Genomic DNA, 12,407 nt, shown 5'->3' on the forward strand with positions numbered 1-12,407 from the left:
CACGCCCATGCTCAATCCCCAACAATTGGCCGCCGTCGAACACTGCGACGGTCCGCTGCTGGTACTGGCCGGCGCCGGGTCGGGCAAGACCAGCGTGATCACTCAGAAGATCGCGCACCTGATCGCCCGCCGGAAGCTGGCGCCCTCGAAGATCGCCGCCATCACCTTCACCAACAAGGCGGCCAAGGAAATGCGCGAGCGCGTGGCCAAGCTGCTCAGCAGCGAGGACGCCGCCGCGCTCACCGTGTGCACCTTCCATGCGCTGGGGCTCAAGTTCCTGCAGATCGAGCACGAGCGCGCGGGCCTGCGCAAGGGTTTCTCGGTGCTCGACGCGGACGACAGCGAGGGCATCATCAAGGAACTGGCGCCCAAGGGCATCAAGCCCGACGTGCTGTTCGGCATCCGCAACCTGATCAGCCGCGCCAAGAACGGCGGCCTGTCGCCGGAAGAGGCGCTGGCCGCCGCGCGCAGCCCGCGCGAGCTGGACGCGGCCACGATCTATCAGCTCTACCAGCAGCGCCTGGCCGCGTTCAACGCGGTGGACTTCGACGACCTGATCCGCCTGCCGGTGCGCATCCTGGAAGTCGACGAGGCGTGCCGCACGGCCTGGCGCGAGCGCCTGCGCTACCTGCTGGTTGACGAGTACCAGGACACCAACGACGCGCAGTACCGCCTGCTGCGCGCCCTGGCGGGCGAGCGCGGCCGCTTCACCTGCGTGGGCGACGACGACCAGTCGATCTACGCCTGGCGCGGCGCCAACCCCGAGAACATCGAGCAGCTCGGCAAGGACTGGCCGTCCCTGCGCGTGATCAAGCTGGAGCAGAACTACCGCTGCGGCAAGCGCATCCTGCGCGCGGCCAACGCGCTGATCGCGCACAACCCGCACGTGCACGTGAAGAAGCTGTGGAGCGAGCATCCGGAAGGAGCGCCGATCCGCGTACTCGAATGCAGGGACAACGAGCACGAGGCCGAGCGCGTGGCCGCCATCGCCACGACGCTGGCCGAGAAGCACAAGGCGCGCTGGCACGACATCGCCATCCTCTACCGTGGCAATTTCCAGGCGCGACCGCTGGAAAAGGCGCTGCGCCTGGCGCGCGTGCCCTACCACTTGTCCGGCGCGTTGAGCTTCCTCGACCGCGCCGAGGTGAAGGACCTGCTGTGCTACCTGCGCCTGCTGACCAATCCCAGCGATGACGCCGCGTTCCTGCGCGTGGTCAACGTGCCCAAGCGCGAGATCGGCGCCACCACGCTGGAGAAGCTGGGCCAGATCGCGCAGACCCGCCACGCGCCCTTGCTGGAGGCGGCGCGCAGCGATGCCGTGCTGCGCCAGCTGACCCCACGCCCCGCCGCCGCGCTGGCCTCCTTCACCACGCTGATGGACGAATTGCGCAGCGCCTCGCTGCACCAGAGCGCGGCCGACCTGGTCGACACCGTGCTGCAGCGCACCGGCTATGCCGGGCACATCGCCGCCAGCACCACCGATCCCGCGCTGCGCGAGCGCCGCCTGGGCAACCTGCGCGAGCTGGCCGACTGGTTCCGCGCCATGCAGCGCAGCGACAGCACCACCGGCGACCTGGCCGCCCAGCTGGCCTTGCTCACCCATGCCGACCGCGACGAGCCCGGCAACGCCGTGCGCATGATGACGATGCACGCGGCCAAGGGCCTGGAGTTCCGCTTCGTCTTCATCGTCGGCTGCGAGGAAGGCACATTGCCGCACGACGGCGCCATCGACGAGGGACGCATCGATGAGGAACGCCGCCTGATGTACGTGGGCATCACCCGAGCCAAGGAGATGCTCACCCTGTCGTGGTCGTCCAAGAGCAAGCGCTACGGCGAGGTGCACAGCAACCAGCCCAGCCGCTTCCTGCACGAGCTGCCGCAGGACGACCTGCACTGGCAAGGCAAGGACCCGGACGCGGACAAGGAAGTGGTGCGCGAGACGGCCGAATCGCACCTGGCGAAGATCGCCGCCATGCTGGCGGGCTGAGCGCGATGAGCGAACACGCCTTTTCCGAAGAACAGCGCGCCGGGCTCTATCGCGCCATCCACGAGCGGCGCGATGTGCGCTCGCAGTTCCTGCCCGATCCCATTCCCGTGGACGTGCTGGCCCGGCTGCTGCGCGCCGCGCACCATGCGCCCTCGGTCGGCTTCATGCAGCCGTGGGACTTCATCCTTATCGACCGCCCGTCCACCAGGCAGGCGGTGAAGGCGCTGTACGAACGCGCCAACACGCAGGCCGCGGACCGCTTCGAGGGCGAGCGCGCGGCGCTGTACCGGCGACTGAAGCTCGAAGGCATCCTCGACAGCCCCATCAACCTGTGCATCACCTGCGACCGTACGCGCGGTGGACCGCACGTGCTGGGGCGCAACACCATGCTGGACGCCGACCTGTTCAGCACCTGCCTGGCGGTGCAGAACCTGTGGCTCGCCGCGCGCGCCGAGGGCATCGGCGTGGGCTGGGTCAGCATCGTCGACCCCGGCGAACTGGCCGGGCTGCTGGGCCTGCCCGCCCACGTGGTGCCGGTGGCCTACCTGTGCCTGGGCTACGTCAGCCAGTTCCTCGCCCGTCCCGAACTGGAAACCGCCGGCTGGCGCGCACGCCTGCCGCTGGCGGAGCTGATGCACGGCAACCATTGGGACGAGCCGCTGGCCGACGGCCCGCTGCTGGACGCCGTGCGCGCCACCGGCGCCGAGCCGCCTGGCTGAACGATCAGATCAGCCGCTCGGCCTCCAGCTCGCTCTTGAGGTAGGCGTAGTAGATCGGCCCCGCGATCAATCCCGGCAGGCCGAAGGCCGCCTCCATCACCAGCATCGCCACCAGCAGCTCCCAGGCGCGGGCGCGGATCTGCCCGCCGACGATGCGCGCGTTGAGGAAGTATTCGAGCTTGTGGATCAGGATCAGGAAGCCCAGCGCGGCCACGCCCACGCCCAGCGAGATCGACAGGCCGGCGATGGTGATGGCGGTGTTGGAGATGAGGTTGCCGATCACCGGCAGCAGGCCGACCACGAAGGTAACCACCACCAGGGTCTTGGCCAGCGGCACGTGGATGTCCATCAGCGGCAGCACGCCAAGCAGGAAAATCGCGGTGAACACCGTGTTGAGCAGCGAGATCTTGATCTGCGCGAACACGATGTTGTGGAACGCCTCGGCCAGGCGCTGCGCGCGCAGGCCCAGCGCGGTGGCCAGCGGGCCCACCTGGTGCGCCGGGCGTGCCCGGCTCAGCGCCACGATGGCGCCCAGCACCATGCCGATCAGGATGTGCACGAATACCCGCGCCGCCTCCTTGCCGATGGTCTGCAGGCTGACCGAATGCCTGCGGGTCAGCTCCATCGCCATCATGCGCAGGTCGTCCACCGTGTCGGGCAGCCAGCCCACCACGGCGGCGGGCAGTTGCTCGCGAGCCTTCTCCACCAGCGGCATCAGCTGTTCCTGCCACAGCACCTCGGGGTTGCCGATCTCGTTGCGCAGGAAGCTCACCGCGCTGAGGATCAGCAGCACCAGCAGCCCTACCACGATGGCCGCGAGCACGGCCACCACCAGCACGCGCGCGCGGTCGCTGGGCACGCGCTTGCCCAGCAACGGCGCGGTGGACTGCACCAGTTCATAGACCAGCAGGCCGGCGAACAGGGCCGGCAGCAGGTGCAGCCCCAGCACCAGCGCCAGCGTGGCGCCGGCCAGCACATAGCTGGTCAGGCGGACGGCGAACGACGGCGGGCGGATCGGCGAATGGGATTCCATGCAAGTTCATGCGTCCAGTCAGGGCAGCCCGAGTCTGTCAGCAGACCGTGACACCTACCAGCCCCGAGCGCAGGATCGACACGGCCCTGTCGTAAACTTGTCCGATCCTGATCGTTCTGTCTCATACGGGAATCCCTTCATGTCCGTTCGCCTGCCGGCGGCTCTTGCCGCCCTGGTCCTGCTTGCCGGTTGCTCCACCCAGCCCGCCAAGGCGCCCGCCGCCCCCACCGCTCAGACGCCGCCGCCCGCCGCCGCAGCGGCGCCAGCCACGCCGGCCGACGACAACCTCAACGCGGTGGCCTGGACCCAGACCGCGATCGAGCACGACCTGATCTACCTGCAGACCTACCGCGACGCCGAGTCGCGCCTGCTGGCCGCCCTGGCGGACCCCACCTGGGACGCCCTGCCCAAAGACGACCGCGTCGCCCCCATCCAGGGCCTGAAGCCTGCGGTGGTGCTGGACATCGACGAGACCGTGCTGGACAACTCGCCCTACCAGGCCCGCCTGGTGAAGAGCGGCGGCGAATACAACGAGGCCGACTGGGCTGCCTGGTGCAACGAGCAGCGCGCCCGCGCCCTGCCCGGCGTGGTGGAGTTCACCCAGTTCGCCGCCAAGCACGGCATCGCGGTGATCTATATCTCCAACCGCGCCAAGGACCTGGACCAGGTCACCCTGGCCAACCTGCGCAAGGAAGGCCTGCCGGTGTCGGGACCGGATGCCTTCCTGGGCCTGGGCACCTTCGTCGAGGATTGCGAGCAGGTCGGCACCGAGAAGGGCTGCCGCCGCCAGCTGATCAGCCGCAAATACCGCGTCCTGATGCAATTTGGCGACCAGATCGGCGATTTTGCCAGCGTATTGGCCAATAATGCCGAGGGTCGCGAGAAGGCCATGGCGCCTTACATGGGCTGGATCGGCACCCGCTGGTTCGTGCTGCCCAACCCCACCTATGGTGCCTGGGAGCCGGCCTTGTTCAATAATGACTGGACGGCCCCGCGCGAGGAGCGCCGCCGGCAGAAGATTCAATCGCTGCGTTACAACTAATTCAATCAATAAGTTGCGTGCTTATATCTAAAGTATTGCCTTAACTTTAACGGGGAAGTAAGATCTTCCCCGCCAACACCTGCTGACCTTGATAATTCCGCAGGCAAGGCCATTTCCCTTCCGGCACTGCCGGATTACCCCGCGAGGCCAACGCCCGCGGGGTTTTCTTTTGCGCTGACACACAGCCTGGTCGTCCGGCTCTTGTTCACGCCAAGCTCACGCCCTTACCCTCCCGGTGGCCGCCCCGGCCCCTAAGGGCCACGGGCATTACCTGTCGAGACCCCATGCGTCGCTCCTCCGTCTTCTACGCCGTCGGCGCGTTCGTCGCCCTGCTCGTACTGGCCACGATCGCCGCCCTGCTCATCAACGCGCATCCGCGCCCATCCCCACCCGTCGTGGCGGGCGGCGACACGCCGGAAGCCTCGGTGCAGCAATCGGCGGCCCTGGTCAAGGCGGGCGACTTCGCCGGCTTCTGGAAGCACGCCCTGCCGCCGGCCGATTACGACACCCTGCGCGCCGACTGGACGCGCCCGCGCCCCGACGAGCACCCGATCTCCCCCGAGGACCGCGCCGAGTTCATCAGGAACATGCAGCAGCTGACCGAGCCGGACGCGGAGAACAAGCTCTATGCGCTGGCCAAGCCCAGACTGATCCAGCTGCAGCAGCAGTATCACGACCAGTTGCCGGTGATGATCGGCATCGCGCAGGCGATCGCGGCCACCGGCGTGGCGCAGAGCAAGGAGCTCACCAATACCCAGAAGCAGCAGGTCACCGAGGTCATCAACGTGCTGGCACCGTGGGCGCAGCAGGCACCCTGGTTCGACCAGGGCAAGGCCCGGCAGGCCATCGCCATCGCGGTGGATACGGCGCGCAAGCTCGACCTGAAGACGCCCGAGCAGTTGCGCGCGATGGATTTCGATACGGCCATGCGCAAGTACAGCGCGGGCTTCCTGGGCATCAAGCAGGCGCTGGCGATCTACGGGCTGTCGATCGACGCCACGCTCGATTCGGTGAAGGTCACCACGCTGGAGAACCGCAACGGCCATGCGCACGTGCGCATCGACTATGTGCTGCTGGGCAAGCCGTTGTCCACCGAGTCGGATCTGATCCTGCAGGACGGCCGCTGGTACAGCGCCGACATGCTGCAGAACGTGCGCGATGCGCACGCCCGCCTGCTGGCGCCGCCGCCCGCCGGCAGCAGCGCGCCGCCCAGCAGCCTCCAGGCCCTGTCGCGCCCGGCCGGCGCCGGGCACTGAGAGCCTGTTCACGATCTCCCCGTAGCCCGCGGGGAGATCGTGAACAGGCTCTGAGGCCGGCCCGGGGCAGATGCTCCCGGCACATTCGCGTGCTAGGGTCCGCCGCGTACGGCGGAACCCAGCATGACGGCCCCATCGGGGATATTTCGAGCCACCGGTTACAATCTGCCTATGCTGAATATGTCGACCACGGACACTCCCGCCCGTAGCCGCGCGCCCTGGTGGTTCAACCTCGCCGGGCACCTGCTCGAACCCTGGGTGCGCATCCGCCGCGATCCCGCCGAACCCGCCGCCCTGCTCCAGGCCGGCGTGCCGGTGTGCTACGTGATCGAGCGCGACGGCTTTTCCGATGCGCTGATCCTGGACCGCGCCTGCCGCGAGGCCGGCCTGCCCACGCCCATGCAGCCGCTGTCCGGCACCCGCCGCAAGCGCTCGGTATTCGCCCTGGCCCGCCGCGATGGCTGGCTGTTCGGACGCAACCGCCAGCGCTCGCCCAACGAGCCGCTGGGCCAACTGGTGCGCTCGCTGGATGGCGACCCGGCGCGCGATATCCAGATCGTGCCGGTCTCCATCTACGTCGGCCGCGCGCCCACCCGCGAGTCGGGCTGGTTCAGCGTGCTGTTTTCCGAGAACTGGGTGGTGGTGGGCCGCTTCCGCCGCATGCTGGCGCTGCTGCTCAACGGCCGCGACACGGTGGTGCACTTCTCCACGCCGGTGTCGCTGCGCACGGTGGTGAACGAGGCGGGCGAGATCCGCCCCGAGCGCCTCACCCGCAAGATCGCCCGCGTGCTGCGCACCCATTTCCGGCGCATCCGCGCCGCGGTGATCGGGCCGGACCTGTCGCACCGGCGCACGGTGGTCGATGCCGTGCTCAACGCCGAGCCGGTGCGCACCGCCATCGCCGCCGTCGCCGCGAAGGAAAACATCAGCCACGCCAAGGCCTGGCGCCGCGCGCACGACATGGTGATGGAGATCGCCGCGGACTATTCGCACCCAGTGGTGCGCTCGGTGTCGTTCCTGCTCTCCAACTTCTGGAACAAGCTGTACGACGGCATCGCCATGCACCACTTCGACAAGGCCCGCGCCGCCGCGCCGGGCCACGAAGTGGTGTACGTGCCCTGCCACCGCAGCCATGCCGACTACCTGCTGCTGTCCTACCAGTTGCACATGTCCGGCGTGGTGGTGCCACACATCGCCGCGGGCGTGAACCTCAACCTGCCCGGCATCGGCCCGATCCTGCGCCGCGGCGGCGCGTTCTTCCTGCGCCGCAGCTTCAAGGGCAACGCGCTGTACCCGGTGGTGTTCAACGAATACCTCGCGCAGCTGATCGACCGCGGCGTGCCCATCGAGTACTTCATCGAGGGTGGCCGCTCGCGCACCGGCCGCCTGCTGGCGCCGCGCGCCGGCATGCTGGCGATGACCGTGCGCGCCTTCCTGCGCGCGCCGCGCCGCCCGGTGCTGTTCCAGCCCGTGTACATCGGCTACGAGAAGCTGATGGAAGGCACGAGCTACATCGGCGAACTCTCCGGCAAACCCAAGGAGAAGGAATCGCTGCTGGGCCTGCTGCGCGGACTGAAGGTGCTGCGCCAGCGCTACGGCCACGTGGCGCTCAACTTCGGCGAGCCGATCGAGCTCAACCCGCTGCTGGAGGCGGCCAGCCCCGGCTGGCGCGCCGCCGCCAACGACCCGGATGCCAAGCCCGAATGGCTCAACCGGGTGGTGGACGACCTGGCCGAGCGCATCCAGGTCAACATCAACCGCGCGGCGGACGTGAACCCGATCAACCTGCTCGCGCTGGCTATCCTCGCCACCCCCAAGCACGCGATGGCGGAGAACGACCTGCTGGCGCAGCTGGAACTGATGAAGGCGCTGCTGGAAGCACTGCCCTACTCCGACCGCATGACGCTCACCTCGATGGACCCGCCCGGCATCGTCGCCTACGGCGAGCAGATGGGCTGGATCCGCCGCGTGCGGCATCCGCTGGGCGACGTGCTGGTCACCGAGGGCGAGCAGGCGGTGCTGCTCAGCTATTTCCGCAACAACGTGCTGCATCTGACGGCTACCGCCGCCTGGGTGGCCTGCTGCTTCCTCAACAACCGCCGCATGTCGCGCGCCTCGGTGCAGCGCCTGGGCCGCATCATCTACCCGTTCATCCAGGGCGAACTGTTCCTGCCCTGGGACAGTGAGGGCTTCTGCCAGCAGTTGCAGGCCACCATCGACTTCTTCGTGCGCCGCGGCCTGCTGGAAGCCACCGGCGAGGGCCGCGTGCTCGAACGCGGGCCGGGCCAGGACGACGCGGCGTTCCAGCTCAAGATCATCGCGCGCAGCCTGATCCAGGCCTTCGAGCGCTACTACATCACCATCGCCGCGCTGGTGAAGAACGGCCCGCATACCCTGACCGCCGCCGAGCTGGAGAATGCCTGCGCACTCACCGCGCAGCGCCTGAGCCTGCTCAACGAGCTGTCGGCGCCGGAGTTCTTCGACAAGGCGCTGTTCCGCGGCTTCATCCAGAAGCTGCGCGAGAACCGCATCGTGTGGACCGACGACGCCGGCAAGCTCGACTACGACCGCGCGCTGGAGGACATGGTGCGCGATGCGCGCGTGATCCTTTCGCGCGAGGTGCGCCACTCGATCCTCAAGATCACCCCGGGCGGCGACGGCGACAGGGACGCCGCCGGCAAGCCGGTACCGGCGGATGCCACCAGCGAGGCGCTGCACGAGCGCCACGTGGCCGCCGAACACCACGAGCATGCGCCGGCCGAGGCGGCGACGGTGCCGGAAGACGCCGGCCCGGCCAGCAAGGACTGACACGGAAGGGGTGCCGAAAGTCACCCCTGTGCCCATGGATCGCTCCCCTAAGATGGATGCTTCACCTCGGGGAGCCCACCATGACCACACGCGTTGCCTTTGCCCTCGCCACCGCGCTCGCGCTCACGCCCGCCTTCGCCGCCAGCGACAACGTCATCCGTAGCGACCACGACGTCACCGTGCTGCGCTGCGCGCACGTGGTGGACACGGCGGCGGGCCGGCTGCTGGGCGAGACCACCCTGGTGATCGAGGGCAAGCGCGTGAAGGAGATCAAGCCTGGCGCGATCGATCCCAAGCCCTACGAGGATGCCGCCAGGGCGGCGCAGGCCAACTTCGCCTATCGCAACCTCCTCAACGCGACCTGCCTGCCCGGCCTGATCGACGCGCACACCCACCTCACCTCCGAGACCAGCCCCACCGGCTACACCGACCAGTTCCGCTGGAACACCGCCGACTACGCGATCCGCTCCACCGTCTATGCGCGCCGCACCCTGCTGGCCGGCTTCACCACGGTGCGCAACCTGGGCGACGGCGACAACGAATCGATCGCGCTGCGCAATGCCATCAACGCCGGCCTGGTGCCGGGCCCGCGCATCTTCACCGCCGGCAAGCCGATCGGCACTACCGGCGGCCACGCCGATCCCACCGACGGCTACCGCATGGACCTGGCCGGCGATCCCGGTCCGAAGGACGGCATCATCAACAGCCCCGAGGATGCCTACAAGGCCGTGCGCCAGCACTACAAGGACGGTGTGGACGTCATCAAGATCATGCCCTCCGGCGGCGTGCTCGACGAGAGCGCCAGCGCCGACAACGCGCAGATGACCCTGGAGGAGATCAAGGCCGTGGTCACCGCCGCGCACGACTACGGCTTCACCGTGGCCGCGCACGCGCATGGCGCCGAGGCCATCCGCCGCGCCGTGCTGGCCGGCGTGGACTCGATCGAGCACGGCACCTTCATGAGCGACGAGGACATGAAGCTGATGAAGGAGCATGGCACCTGGTACGTGCCCACCATCATCGCCGGCAAGTACGTGCAGGAAATGGCCGCCAAGCCCGGCTATTACCCGCCGCAGGTGGCGGCCAAGGCGCTGCAGGTGGGACCGATCATCCAGGCCACCGCCGGCAAGGCCTACAAGGCCGGCGTGAAGATCGCCTTCGGCACCGACGCGGCGGTGTACCCACACGGCCAGAACGCCAGGGAATTCGAATACATGGTGCAGGCCGGCATGCCACCGATGTTCGTGCTGCAGGCCGCCACCACCCATGCCGCCGAGCTGCTGCACAGGCAGAACGAGCTGGGCCAGATCGCGGTAGGCCGCGTCGCCGACGTGATCGCCGTGCCCGGCAACCCGCTGGACGACATCACCCTGATGCAGAAGGTCAGCTTCGTGATGAAGGACGGCGTGGTCTACAAGGCGCCCGGCGAAGCCCTGGCCGATTGAACCCCGCTCCTGCAGGCCTCCCGCCTGGGTGCAGGGCCGCCCGATCCGCTACCATGCGCGGATGAGCGAACAGCAGCCCCAGACCACCCACTTTGGCTTCCGCGACGTGCCCGTCGCTGAGAAGCAGAAGCTCGTCGGCCAGGTATTCACCTCCGTCGCGCGCAGCTACGACCTGATGAACGACCTGATGTCGTTCGGCATCCACCGCCTGTGGAAGCGCCATTTCGTGGCGGTCAGCGGGGTACGCCGGGGCGACCGCGTGCTTGACCTGGCCGGCGGTACCGGCGACATCGCCGCGCTGCTCAAGCCGGTGGTCGGCGCCGAGGGCGAGGTGGTGGTGGGCGACATCAACGCCGCCATGCTCGGCGTGGGCCGCGACCGCCTGACCGACCGCGGGCTGGTCGCCGGCCTGCGCTGGGCCCAGCTGAACGCCGAATGCCTGCCCTTCCCCGACAACAGCTTCGACGCGGTGACCATGGCCTTCGGCCTGCGCAACGTCACCGACAAGGACAAGGCGCTGGCCGACATCTGCCGCGTGCTCAAGCCCGGCGGCCGCGCCCTGGTGCTGGAATTCTCGCGGGTGCAGAGCGAGCTGTTCGGCAGGCTCTACGATTTCCATTCCTTCAAGGTGCTGCCCAGGCTTGGCCAGCTGTTCGCCGGCGACGCCGACAGCTACCAGTACCTGGCCGAGTCGATCCGCAAGCACCCCGACCAGGCTACCCTCAAGGGCATGATGGAACGCGCCGGCTTCGGCCGCGTGGATGTGCGCAACCTGAGCAACGGCATCGTCGCCATCCATCGCGGCTACAAGTTCTGAGCGGACGGTTCCGCCTCGCCAGTCGGCGAGCCCGACATGCCTGCCTCATCTTCGTGTCAGTGATCGCCTAGGCAGCCGTACGACAACTACGGCATCTTCAACAGGCCCCACTGCACGCTCGCGTAGGCCGCCATCTGGCGACATCGCCGGGCAAATACCATAAGCGCATGACGGATGCGCTGATGCCACGCCACCGATGGCGCCGCTGCGCGGTTCCGGCGTTCCCGCCGCGATGATGCCGATGCACGGCCGCCACCTCGGCCATCCCCCTCTTCCCACTGTCTTGCCGCATTGACGCTGCCCGATCCCGCGGAAAGGATCGAAACGAGAACCACTCTCGTTACAGGGGAATCCCATGGCTCGACGCCATTCCTTTCCATGGCCTTCGCTCGCCATCGCGCTGGCGGCGATCGCCGCCTATGCACCGGCCACGCCAGCGGGCGAAGCCGTGTTCGGCTACGTCTACACCACCGATACGCTGCCTCGCGGCAAGAGCGAGGTGGAGCAATGGATCACCGATCGCCGCGGCCAGGCCTATCGCCACTTCGATGACTTCAACCTGCGCACCGAATACGAATACGGCCTCAGCGACAACGTGCAGCTGGGCGGCTACCTCAACTATTCCTACCAGTACGCGCACGGCAATAGCGTGCGCCATGCGACCGAAGGGCTGGACCTGCCCTGGAACCACGATGCTTCACGCTCCTACAGCGGCTCGCGCTTCGATGGCGTGTCGGTGGAGATGCTCTGGCGCGTGCTCAGTCCGTTCAAGGACCCGATCGGCCTGGCCTTCTACCTGGAGCCGGAATACGGTCAGCGCGAGCGCGGCCTGGAATTCCGCGCCATCGTGCAGAAGAACTTCCTGGACGACCGGCTCACCCTCGCCGCCAACCTGATGATCGAGCCGGAACGGGAACGCGCCAGCAACCTGGTCGACCCGGCCATGCCCGACGAGATGCCCGACAGCCGCCGGCAGAAGATCACCTATGCGGAGATCGACCTCGGCGCCAGCTACCGCTTCGCGCCGAACTGGTCGGTGGGCCTGGAACTGCGCAACCACAACGAATACAGCGGCTATTCGCTGGCGCACAGCCACCAGGAACACACGGCGTTCTTCCTCGGCCCCAACATCCACTACGGCGGCAAGCGCTGGTTCTTCACGCTGAGCGCGCTGCGGCAGGTGGATTCGATCACCTACAGCGCCGAGCAGGACCACCAGAAGCACCACAACATGCTGTACGGCGACGAGCATACGCGCTGGGACGGCATCCGCCTCAAAGTCGGCTACAGCTTCGAGTAG

The 12,407-nt window shown here is 68.0% G+C and carries 9 protein-coding genes; 8 read left to right on the forward strand and 1 reads right to left on the reverse strand.

Features of this window, described 5'->3' with window-relative positions; translation table 11 throughout:
- Positions 1–7: 7 nt before the first annotated feature.
- Together MJ605_RS05960 and bluB are read left to right on the forward strand one after the other, a co-directional pair.
- On the forward strand, positions 8–1,987 hold the full coding sequence (locus MJ605_RS05960) for a UvrD-helicase domain-containing protein (protein ID WP_243040163.1): 1,980 nt from the start codon (positions 8–10) through the stop codon (positions 1,985–1,987).
- A gap of 5 nt (positions 1,988–1,992) precedes the next feature.
- A complete protein-coding gene (gene bluB, locus MJ605_RS05965) occupies positions 1,993–2,706 on the forward strand; it encodes a 5,6-dimethylbenzimidazole synthase (RefSeq protein WP_243040165.1) in 714 nt (237 codons plus the stop codon).
- Between the two features lie 4 nt (positions 2,707–2,710).
- On the opposite strand, the gene MJ605_RS05970 is transcribed toward bluB, so the two are convergent.
- A complete protein-coding gene (locus MJ605_RS05970) occupies positions 2,711–3,739 on the reverse strand; it encodes an AI-2E family transporter (RefSeq protein ID WP_243040175.1) in 1,029 nt (342 codons plus the stop codon).
- 139 nt (positions 3,740–3,878) lie between these two features.
- Here MJ605_RS05970 and MJ605_RS05975 point away from each other — a divergent pair, with 139 nt between their 5' ends.
- The 6 genes from MJ605_RS05975 (at position 3,879) to MJ605_RS06000 (ending at position 12,407) form a co-directional block, all read left to right on the forward strand.
- Positions 3,879–4,781 carry a 5'-nucleotidase, lipoprotein e(P4) family gene (locus MJ605_RS05975; RefSeq protein WP_243040183.1) on the forward strand — a complete coding sequence of 301 codons (903 nt, stop codon included), beginning with the start codon at positions 3,879–3,881 and terminating at the stop codon, positions 4,779–4,781.
- 284 nt (positions 4,782–5,065) lie between these two features.
- A complete protein-coding gene (locus MJ605_RS05980; protein WP_243040185.1) occupies positions 5,066–6,037 on the forward strand; it encodes a hypothetical protein in 972 nt (323 codons plus the stop codon).
- A gap of 171 nt (positions 6,038–6,208) precedes the next feature.
- Entirely contained in the window at positions 6,209–8,845 is a 2,637-nt protein-coding gene (gene plsB, locus MJ605_RS05985; RefSeq protein WP_425600984.1) for a glycerol-3-phosphate 1-O-acyltransferase PlsB, read from the forward strand.
- A gap of 80 nt (positions 8,846–8,925) precedes the next feature.
- A complete protein-coding gene (locus MJ605_RS05990) occupies positions 8,926–10,290 on the forward strand; it encodes a metal-dependent hydrolase family protein (RefSeq protein WP_243040186.1) in 1,365 nt (454 codons plus the stop codon).
- A gap of 61 nt (positions 10,291–10,351) precedes the next feature.
- Complete coding sequence (gene ubiE, locus MJ605_RS05995) at positions 10,352–11,107, forward strand: bifunctional demethylmenaquinone methyltransferase/2-methoxy-6-polyprenyl-1,4-benzoquinol methylase UbiE (RefSeq protein ID WP_243040187.1); 756 nt, start codon at positions 10,352–10,354, stop codon at positions 11,105–11,107.
- A 355-nt stretch (positions 11,108–11,462) separates the two neighbouring features.
- Complete coding sequence (locus tag MJ605_RS06000) at positions 11,463–12,407, forward strand: autotransporter outer membrane beta-barrel domain-containing protein (RefSeq protein WP_243040190.1); 945 nt, start codon at positions 11,463–11,465, stop codon at positions 12,405–12,407.

Origin of the sequence: Dyella sedimenti (assembly GCF_022760995.1) — a bacterium.
In the GTDB taxonomy this organism is placed as follows: Bacteria; Pseudomonadota; Gammaproteobacteria; order Xanthomonadales; family Rhodanobacteraceae; genus Dyella; species Dyella sedimenti.